The sequence below is a fragment of the Velocimicrobium porci genome (assembly GCF_009696045.1).
In the GTDB taxonomy this organism is placed as follows: domain Bacteria; phylum Bacillota; class Clostridia; order Lachnospirales; family Lachnospiraceae; genus Velocimicrobium; species Velocimicrobium porci.
Genome location: NZ_VUMT01000029.1, coordinates 1 through 22269, shown reverse-complemented (window position 1 = coordinate 22269; position 22269 = coordinate 1). Strand labels below are relative to the sequence as shown.

21 protein-coding genes and 1 pseudogene are annotated in these 22269 nt (G+C 36.1%); 3 read left to right on the top strand and 19 right to left on the bottom strand.

Annotated features, from left to right (window positions below):
- Positions 1-132: 132 nt before the first annotated feature.
- From ftsX to FYJ58_RS13140, 8 genes are all read right to left on the bottom strand, one after another.
- On the bottom strand, positions 133-1044 hold the full coding sequence (ftsX, locus tag FYJ58_RS13175; RefSeq protein WP_154520178.1) for a permease-like cell division protein FtsX: 912 nt from the start codon (positions 1042-1044) through the stop codon (positions 133-135).
- Positions 1031-1720 (bottom strand): cell division ATP-binding protein FtsE, encoded by a 690-nt coding sequence (gene ftsE, locus FYJ58_RS13170; protein WP_328597861.1) that lies wholly within the window; start codon positions 1718-1720, stop codon positions 1031-1033. The genes ftsX and ftsE overlap by 14 nt, the downstream gene beginning before the upstream one ends.
- A 39-nt stretch (positions 1721-1759) precedes the next feature.
- On the bottom strand, positions 1760-2848 hold the full coding sequence (locus FYJ58_RS13165) for a PucR family transcriptional regulator (protein WP_154520176.1): 1089 nt from the start codon (positions 2846-2848) through the stop codon (positions 1760-1762).
- A gap of 181 nt (positions 2849-3029) precedes the next feature.
- Complete coding sequence (locus FYJ58_RS13160) at positions 3030-4142, bottom strand: ABC transporter ATP-binding protein (RefSeq protein ID WP_154520175.1); 1113 nt, start codon at positions 4140-4142, stop codon at positions 3030-3032.
- Between the two features lie 211 nt (positions 4143-4353).
- Positions 4354-5211, bottom strand: coding sequence for a YitT family protein (locus tag FYJ58_RS13155; protein WP_154520174.1), 858 nt, complete (start codon positions 5209-5211; stop codon positions 4354-4356).
- The gene (locus FYJ58_RS13150; RefSeq protein WP_154520173.1) at positions 5201-5944 is read right to left on the bottom strand and encodes a WecB/TagA/CpsF family glycosyltransferase; all 744 of its coding nucleotides are present in this window, start codon (positions 5942-5944) and stop codon (positions 5201-5203) included. Before FYJ58_RS13150 ends, FYJ58_RS13155 begins: the two co-directional genes overlap by 11 nt.
- A gap of 21 nt (positions 5945-5965) precedes the next feature.
- Positions 5966-6391 carry a hypothetical protein gene (locus tag FYJ58_RS13145; protein WP_154520172.1) on the bottom strand — a complete coding sequence of 142 codons (426 nt, stop codon included), beginning with the start codon at positions 6389-6391 and terminating at the stop codon, positions 5966-5968.
- Positions 6392-6413: 22 nt separating this feature from the next.
- Positions 6414-7619, bottom strand: a complete 1206-nt coding sequence (locus tag FYJ58_RS13140; protein WP_205839262.1) for a LytR C-terminal domain-containing protein — start codon at positions 7617-7619, stop codon at positions 6414-6416.
- 175 nt (positions 7620-7794) lie between these two features.
- Between FYJ58_RS13140 and ymfI the strand changes: the two genes are divergently transcribed.
- A complete protein-coding gene (gene ymfI, locus FYJ58_RS13135) occupies positions 7795-8526 on the top strand; it encodes an elongation factor P 5-aminopentanone reductase (RefSeq protein WP_154520170.1) in 732 nt (243 codons plus the stop codon).
- A gap of 136 nt (positions 8527-8662) precedes the next feature.
- On the opposite strand, the gene atpC is transcribed toward ymfI, so the two are convergent.
- From atpC to FYJ58_RS13095, 8 genes and pseudogenes are all read right to left on the bottom strand, one after another.
- Complete coding sequence (gene atpC, locus FYJ58_RS13130) at positions 8663-9073, bottom strand: ATP synthase F1 subunit epsilon (RefSeq protein WP_154520169.1); 411 nt, start codon at positions 9071-9073, stop codon at positions 8663-8665.
- A 13-nt stretch (positions 9074-9086) separates the two neighbouring features.
- A complete protein-coding gene (gene atpD / locus FYJ58_RS13125) occupies positions 9087-10481 on the bottom strand; it encodes a F0F1 ATP synthase subunit beta (RefSeq protein WP_154520168.1) in 1395 nt (464 codons plus the stop codon).
- 40 nt (positions 10482-10521) lie between these two features.
- A complete protein-coding gene (atpG, locus tag FYJ58_RS13120) occupies positions 10522-11427 on the bottom strand; it encodes an ATP synthase F1 subunit gamma (RefSeq protein ID WP_154520167.1) in 906 nt (301 codons plus the stop codon).
- A gap of 1 nt (position 11428) precedes the next feature.
- A complete protein-coding gene (atpA, locus tag FYJ58_RS13115; RefSeq protein ID WP_154520166.1) occupies positions 11429-12934 on the bottom strand; it encodes a F0F1 ATP synthase subunit alpha in 1506 nt (501 codons plus the stop codon).
- Between the two features lie 5 nt (positions 12935-12939).
- A complete protein-coding gene (gene atpH, locus FYJ58_RS13110; protein ID WP_154520165.1) occupies positions 12940-13443 on the bottom strand; it encodes an ATP synthase F1 subunit delta in 504 nt (167 codons plus the stop codon).
- The gene (atpF, locus tag FYJ58_RS13105; protein ID WP_328597860.1) at positions 13424-13924 is read right to left on the bottom strand and encodes a F0F1 ATP synthase subunit B; all 501 of its coding nucleotides are present in this window, start codon (positions 13922-13924) and stop codon (positions 13424-13426) included. The genes atpH and atpF overlap by 20 nt, the downstream gene beginning before the upstream one ends.
- Before the next feature lie 36 nt (positions 13925-13960).
- Entirely contained in the window at positions 13961-14185 is a 225-nt protein-coding gene (gene atpE / locus FYJ58_RS13100; protein WP_154520164.1) for an ATP synthase F0 subunit C, read from the bottom strand.
- A 21-nt stretch (positions 14186-14206) separates the two neighbouring features.
- Positions 14207-14899, bottom strand: a pseudogene (locus FYJ58_RS13095) (F0F1 ATP synthase subunit A); the annotation flags it as partial.
- Positions 14900-15418: 519 nt separating this feature from the next.
- On the opposite strand from FYJ58_RS13095, the gene FYJ58_RS13090 reads away from it, so the two are divergent.
- Both FYJ58_RS13090 and FYJ58_RS13085 read left to right on the top strand, forming a co-directional pair.
- Positions 15419-16234: a MerR family transcriptional regulator gene (locus tag FYJ58_RS13090; RefSeq protein WP_154520163.1), complete on the top strand. Its 816-nt coding sequence runs from the start codon at positions 15419-15421 to the stop codon at positions 16232-16234.
- Between the two features lie 60 nt (positions 16235-16294).
- Positions 16295-17665, top strand: coding sequence for an MATE family efflux transporter (locus tag FYJ58_RS13085; protein WP_328597859.1), 1371 nt, complete (start codon positions 16295-16297; stop codon positions 17663-17665).
- A 17-nt stretch (positions 17666-17682) separates the two neighbouring features.
- Here FYJ58_RS13085 and trpB read toward each other — a convergent pair whose 3' ends face one another.
- The 3 genes from trpB to FYJ58_RS13070 all read right to left on the bottom strand — a co-directional run bounded on the left by trpB (position 17683) and on the right by FYJ58_RS13070 (position 22039).
- On the bottom strand, positions 17683-18900 hold the full coding sequence (gene trpB / locus FYJ58_RS13080; protein WP_154520162.1) for a tryptophan synthase subunit beta: 1218 nt from the start codon (positions 18898-18900) through the stop codon (positions 17683-17685).
- A gap of 214 nt (positions 18901-19114) precedes the next feature.
- Positions 19115-19456, bottom strand: coding sequence for a hydrogenase maturation nickel metallochaperone HypA/HybF (locus FYJ58_RS13075; RefSeq protein WP_154520161.1), 342 nt, complete (start codon positions 19454-19456; stop codon positions 19115-19117).
- 39 nt (positions 19457-19495) lie between these two features.
- Positions 19496-22039, bottom strand: coding sequence for an FAD-dependent oxidoreductase (locus FYJ58_RS13070; protein WP_331464204.1), 2544 nt, complete (start codon positions 22037-22039; stop codon positions 19496-19498).
- Positions 22040-22269 lie beyond the last annotated feature (230 nt).

Genomic DNA, 22269 nt, shown 5'->3' with positions numbered 1-22269 from the left:
CTTGCGGGTTTTTAGGGCAGCGCCCTAAGCCCTCGGAGAGCTTATAGGAATAAATATCTACAATTTTCAAGGTTCTATTGAGCCTATTTTGTTGGCTCTGTTTTTTCATAACTTACTTGACACTACCCTCGCTTACACGCGCAGATGCTTCCTTACCGTTAAATAGCTGCCTGCCAAACCAATTCCCAACCCTAATAATAATGCAATTGGAATTAAGCCCCCAAATATGTCTCCAACCTCTAAAAAATGAATTTTAGATGCTAAAATAGCATATTTTTGCATAATAAGCGAAATCACTCTGTCATAAACAAGATACAAAATTCCTAGTGGAATTACTGCACCAATCAGTCCAATTAACGCACCTTCAACAATAAATGGAGCCCGAATAAAAAAGTCAGTTGCTCCGACCAGCCTCATAATATAGATTTCTTCTTTCCTCACTGCAATTCCCATCATAACCGTTGTATTAATTAAAAAAATAGAAACTGCCAGAAGTATAATAATGATTGCCCCGGACACATAGGCAATAAATGAATTTGCACTCTCCATTACCTTCGCTGCTGATTCTATGCTCTCCACTTTTCGTACACCTTTCAGACCCTCTACGTAAGTAACAAATTTCTTCTGCTTCGATATGTCTTTCAAATAAACGCCATAAGAAGCAGAATCAGCAAGTGGATTATCATCGCCAAACGATTTCAAAAGTTCATCATAACTTTGATAATAGTTATCCTTAAATGTATCCCATGCTTCCTCCGCCGACGTATAAACTACCTCTTTCACTTCACTTCGAGCCCTTATTTTGTCACCAATTGCCTGTACTTCACCTTCGGTAATTCCTTCATCAAAAAATACAGTAACACCAAATGAGGATTCTGCATCCTTCACAATATGCTGAAAGTTCGCCAGAATAAAATAAAATATTCCAAATAAAAATAAACAGGCAGTAATAGTTCCAATTGACGCCAATGAAAACAAACGATTTCTATGGATGTTTTTTACTCCCTGTTTCACACTATAATTAAATGTATTAATTCTTGCCATAATTATAACCACCTTTTTGCTCGTCACTAACAACCAGACCCTGTTTTAGGGTTACCACTCTTTTCTGCATTTCATCAACTATCTCTCGGTTATGTGTGACTACAACAACGGTAGTCCCAGTCTTATTAATCTGATCCAAAAGTTCCATAATTTCCCACGAATTTTTTGGATCTAAATTTCCGGTAGGCTCATCTGCTAATAGAATAGAGGGTTTGTTAACCAATGCTCTTGCTAAAGCTACCCTCTGTTGTTCCCCACCAGACAATTCATTTGGGAAAAATCTCATTTTATCTCCCAAACCCATAAGCCCTAATATCGCAGGAACCTGTCTTCGAATCGTATCCTTACTTTTTCCGGTAATCATCTGTGCAAATGCAACATTCTCAAAAATATTTCTATCTTTCAATAGTCGGAAATCTTGAAACACGACACCGAGATTTCTGCGATATTTTGCAATCTGCCGCCGTTTCATACGACTTAAATTCTGATTGTTCACAGTAATGACACCGGAGCTTGGCTCCAACTCCTTCAAAAGTAATTTTATCAGCGTAGATTTGCCGGACCCACTGGCACCTACAACAAATACAAATTCTCCTTTTTCAATTTGTAAAGACACACCCTGCAAAGCCCTAGTCCCTGCAGAGTATGTCTTCGATACATTTTCTAAATTTATAATGACATTGTTATTCGTCATGGTTTATAGTCCTCTCTAAACCTAGTACTCTAATGATTCCATGTACTTCATATATTTTACAACCATCAACGCAATTTTAAATGTAATCGCATCTTCAAACACACGAAGATCTAAATTCGTGCTTTTCTGAAGCTTATCCAAACGATACACCAAAGTATTTCTGTGAATATAAAGCTGTCTTGAAGTTTCTGATACATTTAAGCTATTTTCAAAGAATTTATTAATTGTAGCAAGTGTTTCATCATCAAAATCATCTGGTGATTTTCCATCAAAGATTTCTTTGATAAACATCTTACATAAAGGCATTGGAAGCTGATAGATTAGACGACCAATTCCAAGATTGCTATAAGCAACTACATTGCGATCACTATAAAAGATTTTTCCAACATCCAAAGCCATCTTTGCTTCCTTGTAAGAACGTGAAACATCTTTAATTTCATTTACAATTGTTCCATAAGCAACATGAACCTTTGTCATTGCTTCGGTATTCAGCATATCTAAAATAACCTTTGCCGTTTTGTCTAAATCCTCATAGCCTTCCGTAGGCTTCAATTCCTTTACAAGAATAATATTTTTCTCATCAACCGCAGTAATAAAATCTTTTGTCTTACCGGAAAATAATCCGCGAACAGTTTCTAAAGCATTATTATCTTTTTCGTTTTTGGTCTCTATTAAATATACTACTCTTCTTACTTCTGTTTCAATATGAAGTTTTTTGGCACGATTGTAAATATCTGCCAAAAGAAGGTTGTCCAACAACAAATTTTTGATAAAATTATCTTTATCATAACGTTCTTTATAAGCAACTAAAAGATTCTGTATCTGGAACGATGCAATTTTTCCAATCATGTATACATCTTCACTATCACCTTTAGCTATAATAACATACTCTAACTGATGTTCATCAAATACCTTAAAAAACTGATAACCTTGTAACACCTGACTATCTGCCGGTGATTCAACAAATGTAAGTACCGCTTCCTCATAGTCTTCTGCATTCGAAGTAGTACTTGCCAGTGCTTTTCCCTCTGTATCCATAACACAAATATCAATTCTTGTGATTGCTTTTAACCCTTCAATTGTATTCTGAAGAATCTGGTTTGAAATCATCTTATTCACTCCTCTATTTTTTATTCTATTTTTATTGTAGATTTATCCCCATAATAAAATTATTCATAGTAAGTTTAACATTTTTCTGTCAAAAAGTAAACTGGGCTTTTTAATTCATAGGACGTAGTTTCCTATAAAGCAAAAAAAGGCTGTATCAACAACACAGCCTTTTATATTCCAACTAATTTGTTATAGCTTTTTCTGTTTCTTTGTCAAATACATGAACCTTAGACATATCAAAAGCAATCTTAATTGTATCTCCCGGTCTTGCAGTCGTACGTGGATTTACACGAACCGTAATCTCGAACTGTTCTAATGAGAAGTACAAAAATACCTCAGCACCCAACATTTCATATACCCTTACTGTTGCTTCCAATACGCTGTCTGGAGAAGAGTTAATGAAAATTTCTTCGTCCTTAATATCTTCCGGACGAATACCGAATACAACTGTTTTTCCTACATAACCACCTGCAACAAGTTTCTTTGCTTTTCCTTCCGGCAACTTGATTGAATGAGATCCAAATGCCAACTTAACTGCATCTCCCTCTTTTACAACCTCAGCTTCAATGAAGTTCATCTGTGGAGAACCGATGAAACCTGCAACAAATAAGTTCTGTGGCTTTGTATATAAGTCAATTGGAGTATCTACCTGCTGGATAACACCATCTTTCATAACAACAATTCTTGTACCAAGTGTCAATGCTTCTGTTTGGTCATGTGTTACATAAATAATCGTTGTTTCCAATCTCTGGTGTAACTTAGAAATCTCAATACGCATCTGAACACGAAGCTTTGCATCTAAATTGGAAAGTGGCTCATCCATAAGGAATACTTTAGGATTACGAACAATTGCACGTCCCATAGCAACACGCTGTCTTTGACCACCTGATAAAGCCTTAGGTTTACGGTCTAATAAATGTTCAATGTCCAAAATCTTCGCAGCTTCATGTACTAACTCATCAATTTTAGCCTTTGGTGTCTTTCTTAACTTAAGACCAAACGCCATGTTGTCATAAACAGACATATGTGGATATAATGCGTAGTTCTGGAATACCATCGCTATATCTCTGTCTTTTGGTTCTACATCATTTACTAACTTATCACCAATCCATAATTCCCCCGAAGTAATCTCTTCTAAGCCTGCAATCATACGAAGTGTTGTAGACTTACCACAACCAGATGGACCTACAAAGATAATAAATTCTTTATCCTCGATTTCAAGATTAAAATCCTTTACTGCTACAAATCCATTTGGATATGTTTTATTGATATTTCTAAGTGATAAACTTGCCATTACGTTTTCCTCCCTAAACATATGATATGTATCTAGCCGTTATAACTATCATACACTATTTAGCTGTTTAACACTATATTCCTTTTTAACAAATAAATTTTTTCGCTTTTGTATAACTTGTATACTAAAAACTTGCAAATATACATCCAAAATGACGAAATATTCATAAAAATCTGTATTTTTACCTAGCATTTGCTAAAAACTAGTTTCATTACTGTCTATATTCTATAAAACCCTCCCCCAACACTTCTCTTGCATCTGTTACAATCATAAAAGCTTTAGGGTCATTTTTGGATACTATGTCCATAATTGTTGTAATTTCCTTTTTTGATACAGCACAGATAAGCATTTGTTTTTCTGCATTCGAATACATTCCTCTTGCTGGCAGTGCAGTAACTCCTCTTCTCATCTCACTCATTATTGTTTCAGCAATACTATCATATTGTTCTGATATGACAAAAGCAAGCTTTGCAAATTTTAGTCCCTCTAAAATTGCATCCATCATTTTAGAAGTTATATATACCGCAATTACTGCATATAATGTAACTTCAATACCATAAGCAATCGCACCACCAATTACAACTAAACCATCAATCACCATAATAATCTGTGCGACTGTATAATGTCTTAAATAACGATGTACAATTGCACCAAGCACATCTGTTCCACCGGTTGAACTCGATACACTAAAAACAAGACCTAATCCGATTCCACTAAAGAATCCACCAAAAACAGCGGCAAGCAGATAATCTCCGTGAGTCATATCAATTTCCGGTATAATATATAAAGCTACGGAAAACATTACTGTAGCAAAAATTGTCTTTTTTAAAAATTCTCTTCCTAATATCCGATAGCTTCCCAAAAACAAAAATACGTTAATAAACAGATTTGTAAACCAAAGAGGTATTCCTCCCCGAATAATCCCTTTCGTCAACCCCTTGATTATAATAGCGATACCTGTTACTCCACCAGTGACCATATTGGCAGGATCAAAAAACAAATTAATCCCAATCCCCATTAACAATACCCCAAGAATCATTATAATCGTATCATTCGCCTTAATCCTCATTTTTCATTCCCTTTCTGCTTTTGTATTCTTTTACTGCCCTTCTAAAAATTTTTTCACTTTTTACCCGAAACAGCTTTTCTCGAAAACAGAATTTATTGTAGAGCCAGGTCAAATGTAACATTCGGATTAAATCCGGTGGCTTTTTATATTCATTCATTACCTGACGCATAATACCGCCAAGTCCTACACATAGCCGTACATTTACCTTCGTACTATGTTCCATAATCCACATTTCCTGTAATGGTGTATCAAGGTCAACTAATAAAATATCAGGTGACAGGCTATTGATTTCATTAATAATCGCATCATCTTCAAATTCCTGCTCCATTCGTTCCCCAATTACAGAAATATTATATTCCCTCTCCTCAACAAAATGTTTGATATAATCACTTTCATTCTGTTCTCTTGCAACAATATACACAGTATAATGTTTCTTTTTCAAGTACTCTAAAACATCTGCCAGAGAATTATAGTTTACAATAATTCCTCCCTGTTGCAACAAATCCGCATGATAAAAACTCAATACCGTTTTTTCTCCCGGAACAAGTGCATCTGCACGGGCAATCAATCCTCTCAAATACTCATTCCCTGCAGCTTCCTTGAACAATTGGCTGGATGCTAACAAAATAACATTCAATTGATCATTTTCCAGATATCCCTCTATTTTCCGGCAAAAATAATCAATATCTATAATATTCACATCCAAATCCATGATTTGTACTGTTTTATCCATACATACTCCATTCTCACTTTTCTATTTTATTGAATACGCTCCTTTTATGTACACCACACTGGAAGATAATGCTTTCATCCCTCCTTTTTCCACTACCAGATAAGGATTGTATTTCACTGCTGTATTCCCGGATTTAAAAATCTGACCTGTCGACAAGTTCAGTAATCCGCTCTTACCTGTCACTTTTCCACTCCCCGAATAAAGTAACAGCTCTCCTCCTGTAGAAACGGTTACTGTCTTTCCCTTATTTACTGTAACTTTCTCATAAGCACCTAAACTTCCCTGATTAACATCTTTTATTCTAGCTTCCAGGTAACTTTTTGTTATCAATGGATCGCCCGAACTCCCTGGCTCAGAACTGGCAGCTCCTGCTACCATCCCAAGCCTGAAAATACACATTGCTCCTATTATAATGGTTGCAGACCATATTAATTTTTTCATATCCATATACCTTAAATATCCTCCAAATCTATTGTGCTGCATCTGTTCCCAACAATATTTGCACATCAATTCCTGTCTTCAATGTTCCCACTTCTACTTGTGCATTTGGAAAATAATTTAATAATGTCTGTCCGACACCTTGATCTTTTACTATAATTTTACTTTGTGTTAACGTACCTTGCGTATAATTTCCTATACTTGCAACCTGATATCCTGCTTCTGTTAGTTTTTGCTTATAAGATGCCGCAAGTCCTGTAATTTTACTTGTATTTAATATTTCAACTACAAGGTTCTCTATATTTACTTCATCACCAGCCCCTGAATCAGAAGATGATGGTTTTAAATTTGAGCTTTCCGTATTCTGAGGTGCAGAATATGGTACTGTATTATTAACCAGCTCCTGAATCATTTTAGCAGAATTCTCTTTATCCGCCTCAAAATAGCCATTTTTCATCTGACCATAAATCGAATGAAAATAAGCACAATCAATATTTCCGTTCAAATAGCTTTCCACATACTCTAATTTCCCTTTTAAAGGAAGACTGGATTCACACGTTTCATATGATTCTTTTATAAATTTTTCCCATGCATCCGCATCATTTAACTGTCTTACTTTCTCTAAGTAATTATTCTTTAAGCAATATACGCTATATTGCCCTGTAACAGGTTGTTCCCCCTCCGTTGTAATCGTCCTTTCTTCTTTTTTAAACATCTCACGGAATGTTTGCTGTGGAACAACTGTATAATAGCTAATATCAATTCCAAAATAGTCTTCTAATAGAATAACCATATATTGGTATAATGTTTCCTCTGAAAAATATTCATCTGCCTTTGACAGTCGGATAATCTGAGGTGCCTCACACCCTGCCTGAAACAGTTTCTGATATAATTCATTTGACAGCGTAAACTGAGTTTTCATTGGAATTGTAATATAATCAAAGTTACTTGTAGACTTGTTAAAAATCTCCAAAACCATACTTTTTATCTGACCGCTTTCCGGCTCAACTGATAAAATTAAATTTTTTGATATATCTTCAACTTTGACGTCACCAAAATATTCCTTTACAATTTTAGCTGCTTTATTATCTTTTGGTGCTCCAACTTTATCATAATAAAGAAATGTAATCTTATAACTTCCATAACCGCAGGCTGACAATACTAAAATTAAAACAACAGATCTTACAAAATTTCGAATAAATATACTTGCAGCACTTTTTTTCTTCTTTTTATTCATATCAACTATTCTTCTACAAAACTTCCTTTCTCTCATTTTTAATATATCACACTTGTTTTTTAGTCCAACTCGTAGTATAGCAGAAAATGGATAAAAAAACAATGTAGCTTGAACTTTTCATATTTATTTGTGATATAATAAACAAAGATATAGAAATGGAAAGGATGTGTAATTCATGACTCGCAAAACTGTTTTAGTTACCGGTGCCTCTCGTGGAATTGGAAAGGCAATTGCAGTAAAATATGCAAAAAAAGGCTACAATGTTATTATCAATTGTATCCAAAATGAAGAACTTCTGAATAAGGTAAAAAAAGAGATTGAAGGATACCAGACTTCCTGTCTTGCCTTCGTTGGTGATGTAGGTGAATATGACGTTTGTAAGGAGCTTTTTGCAGAAATAAAAAAGAATTATGGCTCACTTGATGTGCTTATAAACAATGCTGGAATTTCTTACATTGGATTATTAACCGATATGACGATTGACGATTGGAATAAAATCATCCGAAACAACCTCACTTCTGTATTTAATTGCTGTAACCTGTGTGTTCCGGATATGGTTTCCAAAAAGAAGGGGAAAATTGTAAACATCTCTTCTGTATGGGGAAATGTTGGTGCCTCTTGTGAAGTTGCTTATTCTGCAACAAAAGGCGGAGTTGACGCCTTTACAAAAGCTCTTGCAAAGGAACTTGCTCCTTCTAATATACAGGTAAATGCGATTGCATGTGGAGCAATTGATACCGAAATGAATCAATTTCTGGCAGATGACGAGTTGATGGATTTAATTGATGAGATTCCATCCGGACGTCTTGGACGTGCCGAAGAAGTAGCTGATTTTGTTTATGCTGTTACACACAAAAACGAATATTTAACCGGACAGGTAATTCGGTTAGATGGTGGATGGATTTGATTTTAGTCTAAACTATATGAACAAAGTGGAGCATTTTTGCTTTATAGGAGACGAAGTTTCCTATAAAGCAAAAAATTGGGACTGTCTGTAATTTATGTTTTTCGACAGTCCCAATTTCTATCTATATAAATTTGTTTTAATGATGATGTCTGCTTGTTTCTTTTAATCTTGACATTGCTCTTGCAAGAGAAGCTTTCGAGTGGTAATATTCCTGAATACTTGACTTTTGGCGCATCTGCTCTTCTGCACGTTCTTTCGCTCTCTCCGCCCGTTGCACATCAATATCTTCTGGTCTTTCTGCTGAATCAACCAACAAAACTGCACGGTTATTAATCATCTGCACAAATCCCTTTCCTACAAGCACCTTCGTTATGGTCCCATCTTCTGTTTGAAATCGGGCTTCACCCATTGTAACAGCAATTACACTGTCTTCGTGATGGCTCATAATCGCTTTCTCACCATCAATTGCCGGAATAACAAGGAGTTGACACTTTCCATCAAAAAATATCTTATCACTGGCGACAATTCTCAAGCTGAATGTATTCATGAAACCACTCCTTTTATTTTTCTTCTAATGTTTTCGCTTTCTCTATAACATCTTCAATTGTTCCTACATTAAAAAATGCAGCTTCCGGATACTCGTCCATATCTCCTTCAATGATTGCCTTAAATCCACGAATTGTATCTTTAAGTGGAACATATTTGCCAGGAACACCTGTAAAGTTTTCCGCTACATGGAACGGCTGAGATAAAAATTTCTGAATTTTTCTTGCACGAAATACAGTTAATTTATCCTCTTCCGATAATTCTTCCATACCTAAGATTGCTATAATATCCTGCAATTCCTTATATTTTTGCAATAATTCCTGCACTTTTCTGGCTGTTTCATAGTGTTCCTTACCAACTACATCTTCCTCTAAAATTCTAGAATTCGATTCCAGTGGATCAACTGCCGGATAAATTCCCTGTTCTACAATTTTTCTTGATAAAACAGTTGTTGCATCTAAATGGGCAAATGTTGTTGCGGGAGCAGGGTCTGTCAAATCATCAGCCGGAACATAAACTGCCTGAACCGATGTAACAGAACCATTCTTTGTCGATGCAATTCTTTCCTGCAATTCACCAACTTCCGTCGCTAATGTAGGCTGATATCCTACAGCGGACGGCATACGTCCAAGAAGTGCTGATACCTCTGAACCAGCCTGAACATAACGGAAAATATTATCGATAAAGAGTAATACATTCTGATGTTCGACATCACGGAAATATTCTGCCATAGTAAGCCCTGTTTCGGCAACACGCATACGTGCTCCAGGTGGCTCATTCATTTGACCAAATACCAAGGCAGTTTTTTCCAATACGCCTGACTCTTTCATCTCTGTCCAAAGGTCATTTCCCTCTCTGGAACGCTCTCCAACACCGGTAAAAATGGAATAACCACCATGCTCTGTTGCAATGTTACGGATTAACTCCTGAATCAATACTGTCTTACCTACACCGGCACCACCAAATAAACCGATTTTTCCACCTTTGGCATAAGGAGCAAGAAGGTCAATTACCTTAATTCCCGTTTCCAATACTTCTACAACCGGACTTTGTTCCTCAAAAGTAGGAGGTTCTCTATGGATAACCCATTTCTCTTCATTTTCTAAAGATTCACCTCCATCGATTGCATCGCCTAATACATTAAACAATCGTCCCAATGTCTTATTTCCAACCGGAACTTTAATTCCTGAACCAGTTGCAATGACTTCCATATCTTTGCAAAGTCCCTCATTGGCAGCCAGCATAATACATCTTACTGTATTATTTCCAATGTGCTGTGCAACTTCCATAACACATCGTTTTCCATGGTTATCTACTTCCAACGCATCTTTAATAAATGGAAGGTCATTGTTTTCAAATTCTACGTCCACAACAGGTCCTAAAACCTGAACAATCTTTCCTTTATTCATAGCACTCTATTCTCACAGTAGTGAGGAAACCTCCTCTCTGTTAATGTTTTCTTTTCTTTTTCTGGGCTTTGGCACCGCTGATTACTTCTGTAATCTCCTGAGTAATAGCCGCCTGCCGAACTCTGTTATAAACAATGGATAGCTCTCGAAGCATCTTAGTTGCACTGTCAGTTGCAGCCTGCATCGCCATCATTCTGGCATTTTGCTCACTGGAATAAGATTCCACCAATGCACCATATATAAAACCTGCAATATAATTTGGTACAATATAATCAATTACCGTTTCAGCCGTTGGAGATAACGCAATCTCTTCCATCTTGACATCAATCGGAATCTTAATATCTTTTTTCTCATTAAAGTCAGCTTTTTTTAATGGAAGTAACTGCACCACCTGCGCTTCTGTCTGTACCGCATTCTCCATCGTTGTAAATATCATATGAACTTCATCCAGTTCATTTGCTTTATATAAATCAATTATCTTTTCTGATATAATTCTTGCACGGCTCATATTCGGATTTTGAACCGTATAGTGAAAACTTGTATCAATATCAAGACCTTTCTTAGAAAAATATTGCCGTCCAAGTTCTCCTACTACAAACAATCTATGATTTGAATGATTCTGTAGTTTTTCTTCTGCCAGCTTTATTACATTGTGATTATACGCGCCTGCTAACCCTTTATCAGCTGTCACTACAATATAACCAATTTTTTTATCTTCTGAATTTCTTTTCTCAAAGCTTTCAAAGTATGGACTCTCCATATCCGGAAGATGTCTTAAAACTCTTGCAATTGCTGACTGAAGCATATAAAAATATGGTTCTGTATCCTCTAACCGCTTCTTCGCTCTTTTTAATTTTGAAGAAGATATCATATACATTGCATTCGTGATTTTCATCGTATCCTGAATACTCTTCATTCTGCTTTGTATCTCTCTTGTGCTTGCCATACTAACACCTACTCTTAAATTCAGTTGCGATTGCTACAATTTCTTTAATCTGCTCATCAGTAAGTACTTTTTTCTCATCAATTGCATTTACAAGCTCTTTATGATTATTCTCAAAATAAGCAATCATATCATTTTGGAACTCTTTTATTTTCTTAATATCAATTCCAACCATAACCTTATGGGTTGCCGTACATAAAGTAATAACCTGAGCATGTAAACTCATTGGATGGCATAATGGCTGCTTTAATAATTCAAGCAATCCCTTTCCATATTCAAGCTGTTCCTTTGTAGAAGCATCCAAATCCGAACTAAACTGTGTAAATACTTCCATTTCACGGAACTGTGCCAAATCAATACGGATACTTCCTGCTGCTTTTTTCATCGCTTCTGTCTGAGCAGCACCACCAACACGGGATACCGATAAACCGACATTGACAGCCGGACGCATACCGGAAAAGAATAAATCACTTTCCAAGAAAATCTGACCATCCGTGATGGAAATAACATTTGTTGGAATATAAGCCGATACATCGCCTGCCTGCGTTTCTATAATTGGAAGTGCAGTGATTGATCCACCTCCAAGCTTGTCACTTAACCGGCTGGAACGTTCCAATAATCTCGAATGAAGATAAAATACATCTCCCGGATAAGCTTCACGTCCCGGAGAACGCTCTAACAGTAATGACAAAGCACGATAAGCAACTGCATGCTTTGATAAATCATCATAAACAATCAATACATCTTTGCCCTGATACATAAAATATTCTGCTAATGCCGTTCCTGAATATGGCGCTATATATTGTAAGGAAGAAGAGTCACTTGCAGTCGCCGATAATACAATAGAATAGTCCATTGCATCGTATTTCTTTAAATTGTTCACGATTTTTGCAACTGTTGAAGCTTTTTGTCCAATTGCAACATAAATACAAATGACATCTTTTCCTTTCTGATTCAAAATTGTGTCAATTGCAATTGATGTTTTACCAGTCTGACGATCACCGATAATAAGTTCTCTTTGTCCCCTTCCGATTGGAAACATAGAGTCAATTGCAAGAATCCCAGTCTGTAATGGTTCATTTACTGATTTACGGTCTACAATACTTGGTGCTTCTTCCTCAATTGGTCTGTAATCTGTCGCTTTAATCTCACCTTTACCATCAATTGGTGCACCAAGCGCATCCACGATACGACCAATATAGGCATCTCCTACAGGAATACCCGCTTTTTTTCCCGTCCGGGTAACTTTCGTTCCTTCTTTAATTCCTGTATCTTTTCCGAGAAGAATACAACCAATTTCATTTCTTCGAATATCCTGAACCATACCTTTTACGCCGTTTTCATAAATTACAATCTCACCATACATTGCATGATCAATTCCATATACAGTTGTAATTCCGTCACCAACCCAGATAACAGTACCAACCTCATTGGCTTTTGATTCTGACTCATAATGTTCTATTTCGCTTTTTAAAACAGAAATAATCTCTTCTGAACTAATTGCACTCAACTTCTTCACCTCCAGGTCAATTTTTGTTTTAATAATTGAAACCGTCCCTTTACACTCCAGTCATATTCCTTGTCACCAACACGCAAAATAAAACCACCCAGAAGTTCTGGCTGTTCCTTTAACATAAACTCTACATCATTTGCTTTATATTCCTTACAAAGAAATTCTTTTATCTTGGCAAGCTGTTCTTCATTCGGTGCCGTAAAATAATACAATTTCGCCAATAATTTATTTTGCTTTTGTCTTTCCCAGTCCTCATATGCTTCAAAAATATCATTAACTTCATCAAAACTATGATGATTGCAGAGAACCTTTAAAAAACTTTTTATTTCTTTTGGAAAAAGCCTATTTATTACCTCATGCTTCTTTTCTTTTGATATGACAGGATTTGTAAAGAAAACATTTAATTCAGGTACACTCAAAAAAGCCTGTTTCGTATCCATAATGGTCTCTCTGGGTATGGATAACTCATGCAAAACCCTGGCATAATTAATTGCTGTTTGTGTCATTGCTTTCACCTGCTTTTGCTAAAAATTGTTCATAAAAATCACGGTTATCAGATTCTTTTCCATTTTCTCCAAGAATTTTTGCAGCCGCAGCCATAGCAAGTCCTGCAATTTCCGATTCCATATCGCGAACTGCTTTTTTCCGTTCCAGTGCCACCGTTTCCTCTGCTTCTTTTATAATACGTTCTGCTTGTTTTTTCGCATCTTCTAACATTTGCTCTTCAAGCTTCTTTGCCTCTTGTTTTCCTTTATTTACAATCTCTTTCGATGTTTCATCTGCTTTTTCTAACTTTATCTCGTATTGTTCTTTCAAATCCAGTGCCTGTTTATTCGCATCTTCCGCGTTCGACAACTGCTGCTCAATCGTTTCCTGTCTTTTTTCCATAATGGCGGTGACAGGTCCGATTAAAAACTTCTTCATCAAAAGATAAAGAACAATCATATTAATAATTTCCAGGACAAGGTTCCAATCTAATCTCAGCACCTTAATCACCTGCCTTTCGGTATTAGTTTACATGTTCTATTTTAAGAATAAAATGATTAATAATGCAATTACAAAACCATAGATAGCAGTTGCTTCTGCCAATGCACAACCAAGTAAAAGTGCTTTACTAATCTTTCCTTCTGCTTCCGGCTGTCTTGCAATAGCTTCTACTGCTTTTGATGTTGCAATACCGATACCTACACCTGCTCCAATACCTGTTAATACAGCGACACCTGCTCCAATTGCGATTAATGTTGACATAATAAAACACTCCTTTTTCTTTTATTCTAATGCTTCTTTAATAAATAATGATGTTAAAAATACAAATACATAAGCTTGAATCAAGCCATCAAAAATATCAAAATAACAGCTAAATGGAATTGGTACAATAAGCGGTACCAATTTCTTTATCAGCTCCATAACAACAAATGCTCCCAGCACATTTCCAAACAAACGCATGCATAACGATAATGGTCTGATGAAGATTTCCAAAATGTTAATTGGTGCGATGATTGGAACCGGCTCTGCAAAACTTTTCACCCATTTTTTCAATCCTTTTTTATGGAACCCGGCATATTCAATTATTATAATACTCATAATTGAAAGAGCTGCCGTTACATTCAAATCTTTTGTAGGCGGCTTAAACCCTAATAAACCAATTAAGTTAGCAACTCCAATGTAGATTGCTACCGTAATCAAATAAGGAATAAATACTTTTCCATTTTCCCCTACAATCTCTTCAAAGAATTGATGAATTCCTCCAATTGCTGTTTCAAGCACTAACTGTTTCTTGCCAGTCGGTTCAACTTGAAGGTTACGGACAAATACAATTGACAGTACTGTAAGAACTGCCATAATAATCCAAGTAACAACAATTGACTCGGAAACTGGTATTCCTCCAAATATAGGAATGGTAAATACGGTTTCGCAGTTTAATTCTTCTAATAAGCTCTTTGCTAAAGTTTCCGTATGACTCGCTTCCTTTCTTTTTCTTTACTGAAAACGTTTAATCTCCTTTCTTTTTTATTTTTTAAGTTCCATATTTCACTTTACTTTTCCGTGGAAAAAAATGTAAAGTCTTTGTAAGCTGTATACACATTACTGCAATTTGTTTTCATTGTCAATCTTTACTTAAAACTTTCACCAATCTTAAATTTTCGTAATTTTTCTTCTACATTTTCACAAACGCATATATGCTTGCAGATTCGTTTTTAGTTAATTTGTATATTGAAATTAATTTTTCTTCCGTTCTCTCCCTCAAGTCATTATAAAGTAGGAAAAAACATTCCAATCTTAAAAATAGTTTTTTGTGAAAAATATCATTGCTTTTTTTATTTTTCGTCAAAAACAGCTATATTATAAGCTTCTTAGCAATTTGTTAACATCCAATTTTTCCCCTTATTTTCCTACTACTTCATATTATAATTGTAACTGAACAATAATTTTGATATGATTAAATACAAGTTTAAATATTCTGATAGGTGTGATTATAATATGAAAGATTTATTCTCTATTGGTGAAGTAGCAAAACTATTTCATATAAATATACGAACTCTTCGCTATTATGACGATATCGGGTTATTAAAGCCTGAATTTGTAGACCCCAAAACGAATTATCGTTATTATTCAACAAATCAATTTGAACGATTAAATACAATAAAATATTTACGGGCGTTAGACGTATCTCTAGAACAAATCCTTACTTTTTTTGAACACAGGGAAGTCGACACGATGCTCTCCATTTTTCTAGATCAAAAACAAAAAGTAGAAAAAAAGAAGCAGGAACTGGAATTAATTGAAAAAAAAATTTCTTACCGAATCAACCAGCTCCAAAACGCCTTAAATACTCCTAATAATGAAATTACAATTAAAAAACTGCCAAAGAGAAATCTTGTTGTCTTAAAAAAAGAATTCTCAACTACAGAAAATTTAGAACATTTAATCCGGGATTTAGAGCGAAACTATGATTTAGATTCGGTTATCTTTTTAGGAAAAGTAGGTGTATCGATTGCATCTGAAAATCTTTATCAGGGAAATTTTAAGTTTTATTCTTCCATTTTTGTTGTTTTAGAAAGTGGTGACGAATGTGAAAAAACAAATGCCGTCTTAGAAGAGGGAAATTATGCTTCGATTTGTTATCGCGGAACCCATGCAGAATCCGCACCATATTATCAAAAACTAATGAACTTTATTCAAAGTAATCATTATCAAATTACCGGCGACTCTGTCGAAATAACAATTATAGATTCTGGAATGACAAATGATTCTTCTAAATTCATAACAGAACTTCAGATTCCTTTTAACGCTTGACTCTCCAGCCACTAGAGGGTTTATAATCTCATATTATTTATAAGTTAAAGGAGGATTTACGTGGATTTAAATAGTAAAAAATCCAAAAAAAATTATGATTTAACAACCGGTAGTGTAGCTAAAACGTTAATTGCGTTTGCACTTCCTTTTTTATTTTCCAGTTTTATGCAGGCTTTTTATGGTGCCGTCGATTTATTTGTCGCAGGAAGATTTGCAGGTTCCAGTGCAGTATCAGCGGTAACAATCGGAAGTCAGATTATGTATATCGTAACTTCGATTGTCTTAGGTCTTTCGATGGGTACAACGGTTATGCTTGGACGGAAAATGGGAGAACAGAAACAGAAAGAGCTTGCCCAGATTCTTGGCAACTCTATTTTAATCTTTTTCGTATTAACTATTATTTTAACTCCCTTAATGCTCTGGCAGACAACAAATCTTGTTGCACTTGTACAGACACCTGAAAAAGCGGTAAATGAAGCCCGACAATATATAACAATCTGTTCTGCCGGTATTCCGTTTATTGTCGGCTACAATGTAATCAGCAGCATATTGCGTGGTCTTGGAGATTCCAGAACTCCTATGTATTTTATAGGCATTGCATGTATCATTAATGTCATTCTGGATTTTCTATTAACCGGATTATTCGGTATGGGAACAGCCGGTACCGCCTATGCAACAGTAACTGCACAGGCTGTCAGCTTTATTTTTGCACTTTTTTATATTAAGAAGCATGGTCTTCCGTTTTCTTTTACAAAAAAGGATATTTGTTGGAAAAAATCCAGCGTAAAAGGTATCCTCACATTAGGAGTTCCTATTGCTTCGCAAGATTTTTTAATACAAATATCCTTTATGGTTATTACTGTTATTGCAAATGAACGCGGTCTTGTTGATTCTGCTGCCGTTGGCGTTGTTGAAAAAATAATTCATTTTGCCTTTTTAGTTCCGTCTTCTTTCCTTTCGGCTATTTCAGCAATCACTGCCCAAAATACCGGTGCCGGAAAGAAAGAGCGTTCTATACAAACGTTAAAATATGGTATTTACATCACTGGCGGATATGGAATTCTTGCCTGTATTTTATTTGAACTGTTTCCTCAGGCTTTCACAGGTTTCTTTTCAACAGACCCGGCTGTAATCCACTCCGGAAATACCTACCTTAGAAGCTATTGTATAGACTGCTTTCTTGCAGGTATTGCTTTCAGTTTAAATGGTTACCTTTGTGGTATAAACAAATCACTTATTCCATTTATCCATAATGTAATTTCCATTTTTCTCGTTCGTATTCCGGTCGCTTATATGATGAGTAAAATGTTTACTGACTCCCTCTTTCCTATGGGACTCGCCTCTCCACTTGGCTCACTGACTTCGCTTCTTATCATTCTTTTCTATTTTAAAGTAATATATAAGAAAACAGCTTCGCATAATAATTTATAACAAAAGCGAAATCCAATTTATTGAAAGAACTGTTCCCCTAAACCATAATGCTCAACAACATAATCAATATCCTTGTCGCCACGTCCACTTAGGCAGACAAGGATAGACCCCTGTCCCATTTCTTTTGCCTTCCGCATTGCATAAGCAACTGCATGAGAGCTTTCAATTGCAGGAATAATCCCCTCATATCTTGATAACTTAAAAAACGCTTCCATTGCAGCCTCATCGTCTACCGTTTCATACTGAACCCGTCCTAAGTCATGTAAAAAGGCATGCTCCGGACCTACTGACGGATAATCTAATCCACTGGCAATTGAATATACAGGTGCCGGTTCTCCATGCTCATCTTTCAGCATAATACTCTCAAATCCATGCATCACACCTTTTTCTCCATATTTCATTGAAGCCGCATGATCTCCCAGCTTTTCTCCTCGTCCCAAAGGTTCTACCCCGACAATATCTACCGGATCATCCAAAAACGGAACAAACATTCCAATTGAATTACTTCCGCCGCCAACACAGGCACAAACAACATCAGGCATAATACCGGTCATCTCTTTAAACTGATCTCTTGCTTCATATCCAACTACTGCCTGAAAATCTCTTACCATAAGCGGGAATGGGTGTGGTCCCAACGCAGAACCGATGCAATAAATAGAATCCTTATAATTCTTTGCATAGGAATCAAAGGCAGAATCAACAGCTTCTTTTAATGTTTTTAATCCATGTGTTACCGGCACAACCTTTGCACCTAAGATTTTCATTCTTGTCACATTCGGTGCCTGTTTTGCGATATCAACTTCACCCATATGTATTTCACACTCTAATCCAAAATAAGCAGCAGCTGTCGCCAATGCTACACCATGCTGTCCTGCTCCTGTTTCAGCAATCAGACGTTTTTTCCCCATGAACTTAGCCAATAAACCCTCACCCATACAATGGTTCAGTTTGTGTGCACCTGTGTGATTTAGATCTTCTCGTTTCAAATAAATCTGACAATTCCCAATTTCTCTGGAAAGCCGTTCACAGTGATAAACCGGGGTTGGTCTACCCTGGAATTCTCTCCTAATCCTTCGAAGCTCATTAATAAACTGAGAAGAATGACAAATTGTCTGGTATGCTTCTGTGATTTCTTCAAAAGCCGGTTTTAATTCATCTGATAAATATGCACCTCCATATTCTCCAAAACGACCTTCCTTATCTGGGTAATGTTTTAAATAAGTTCTATAATCCATACTCCTTCTCCTATCTTTTATAATTTTTTATGTCTTATTTTAATAGTTATTTTAGATAAAATCAACAAAAAGTTTGATATTTTGTATTTTTTCTATTCAATCGTAGAATTTTCAAACAATATCCTTTTAATTTTTAGTGCAGACATAAAAATTGCCTGTACATTAAACGTCCACAGCATAATCTGTACTTCGCTTAATATACAGGCAATTGATGTCAATAACACCGAATCTCTTTAATATAAAATTCCTTACCACATAGTAACTCTAACCGTTTTCCGTTGCATTTTGGACATCTTCCATTCTGTTCTAATACATTAAAGACTTTTCCACAATCTGCACATCTGGCATTTCCCGGTAATATTTCAATTTCTAACTTCGTATCCTCTAGCATTGTTCCATCTACTGCCGCAGGATATACCGCCTTAATATACTTAGGAATCATAGAAGACAGCTCTCCAATCTGTAAGACCAGTGTATCAATCTTTTGCACTTGATTCTCAACTGCAAATTTTTCAACTATCTTCACAACTTCTATAACAACACCTAATTCATGCATCTTTTTCCTTCAACACTTTCTATGTATCTTTTAACTACTCTATTTCTTGTGTATAAACGCCTTTTTAACTTTTTTTACAGCAATTCTTGCTTTTCGTTTTAAAACAGTTTTGACTACAACCGGTTTAACATCTTCATAGGCAACGCCTTCTCCATCATACTTACGAACTAAGGAAATTGCATCAAACTTGCATTTTGTTGTACATTGTCCACATCCTACACATAAAAACTCATCAACAACGGTTGCACCACAACCTAAACAACGTTCGGTTTCTTTTTTCATCTGTTCTTCTGAAAATGTAGCACGAGGGTCTTTAAAATTATCCTTTAAAGTAGTTTCTTTTATATGATCTGCCTTTTGTCTTGGTATATTATCATAACCATCAAAGATAATCGCCTCTTTATCAAATTGATGATATTCTCTTCTGTCACGACCAATTGTCAGGCTTTGTCCAGGCTGAACATAGCGGTGAATTGAGATTGCTGCTTCTTTTCCTGAAGCAATTGCGTCAATTGCAAACCTAGGACCTGTAAAAGCATCTCCCCCTGCAAAAATATCCGGCTCGTTTGTCTGTAACGTAAATGGATCTGCTTTTATTGTCTTATTAGGATTCCACTCTGCTTTACTATCGGAAAGGAGATTTCCCCAGTCCATTGCCTGACCTACGGATACTAAAACAGAATCCGCTTTTACTATAATCGTATCCGTTTCATCATACACTGGATTAAAGCGATGATTTTCATCAAAAACAGAACTGCACTTTTTGAATTCAACTCCTACTACATGACCATTTTCCGTAAGAATTCGTTTTGGTCCCCATGAATTATTAATTTTAATCTCTTCTGCTTCTGCTTCTTCGATTTCTTCCTGTAATGCAGGCATTTCCTCTCTTTTTTCCAGGCAGAACATTTCTGCAGTTTTTGCACCTGTTCTTATTGCGGTTCTGGCAACATCAATTGCTACATTTCCGCCTCCTATGATAATTACATTTCCAGATAGTTTTGTCTGCTTTCCAAGACTGACATTTTGAAGGAAATCGACTCCGGTCATGACTCCGTCACAGTCCTCTCCCTCAATGCCAAGCTTTCTTCCCTTCTGGGCACCAATTGCAACATAAAAAGCTTCGTAGCCTTGTTTTCTTAACTGGGCAATGCTAATATCTTTCCCTACCTCAACTTGTGTCTTAAATTCAACACCTAATTCTTTTAAGATATCAATTTCCGCATGAATAATATTTTTTTCCAAACGGAATGCTGGTATTCCAAGTGTAAGCATGCCTCCAAGTACAGGCTGTTTTTCAAATACGGTAACTTTATATCCCTCAACTGCCAGATAATATGCACAAGACAAGCCCGAAGGTCCTGCACCAATTACTGCAATTTTTTTACCATAATCATGTTTTATTTTTGGTATATAACGATGTTCCTGTTTTAAATCCTGTTCTGCAATAAACTTCTTTATTTCATCAATTGCAATCGGTTCGTCTAAGTTTCCCCTTGTACATGCAGATTCACAGTTTCTTGGGCAAATTCGTCCACAAACTGCCGGGAATGGGTTCTCATGTTTAATTAATTCTAAGGCTTCGGTATATCTTCCCTGAGAAGCCAGCTTAATATACCCCTGAACTGCTATATGCGCAGGACAGGCTGTCTTACATGGACTTGTTCCTGTATCAACAACATCTTTCCTGTTTGTCCGATAGTCAACATTCCAACGATCCTCACCCCATTCTGTATCACGTGGTGTATCTTCTCGTTTAATAGTAGTGATAACCGGCTCCTTGGAACATAATTTCTGTCCCAGCTGTAATGCATTTACCGGACAATGCTGTACACATTCCCCACAAGCAACACATTTCTCCCTATCAACCTTGGAAACATAATTGGAGCGTACCATATCGGCATTGATAAACATTTCCGCTGTTCTAAGAGATAGACAGGAACAACCACAGCAATTACAAATTGCATGTGTTTTTCCTGATCCATCCAGATTTGGTATCTGGTGCATAAGTCCATTCTCTTCTGCCTTTTTTATGATTTCAAAAGCCTCTTCTCTTGTAATTTCACGCCCTCTTCCTGTCCGGATATAATATTCTGCTGCATGCCCCATTTGAATACACATATCCTCAGACAGATGACCGCATCCTTCTCCCATAACAGCTCTCGCTGTACGACATGAACAGTCGGCTACCGAAAAAATATCATTATCATTTAAATATTTCGATACTTCTTCATAAGATGCCCTTCTGGTTTCACCCATAATTGCCTGCTCAATTGGAATTACACGCATTAAACCGACTCCAACTGGAAAACTTCCTGTTGTCTTTGGTCCTCTTACTCTTCCATAAGCCTCGAAAGCTTCTGCAATCTGAGGGTATTTTTTTACATTTTCTTTATTGTTTACCATCATTTCCATAATACCCGGAACCCAGGTATCATACCAGAATGTATCTACTCCATCAATTTCATTGACAAAACAGACACCTGCATAAGCCAAATCCATTAATAGTTTTTCTGTCTGCTCAACCGATTTCCCACAAAGAGGTGCAAGGTCTTTTGCAGTTACCTTTTTTCTAATATTCATGCACAGAGCAACCTCTGCCATTTCTTCCGTTACAACCGGTTCTAATATCATATATTCTGGATCAGTTGCCTTAATCTCATTTTTAGAACCCCTCTTTTTGTTACGGTAGTGTCAAAAACTACCCGTATTTTATTTTAAAAATTCTTTTAAAACCTTAATTTATTGGAGGTTTGCAAATAAAAAGAGCATTTACCTCCCATTTTTGATATAATGTCCTCGACCAAAATTCC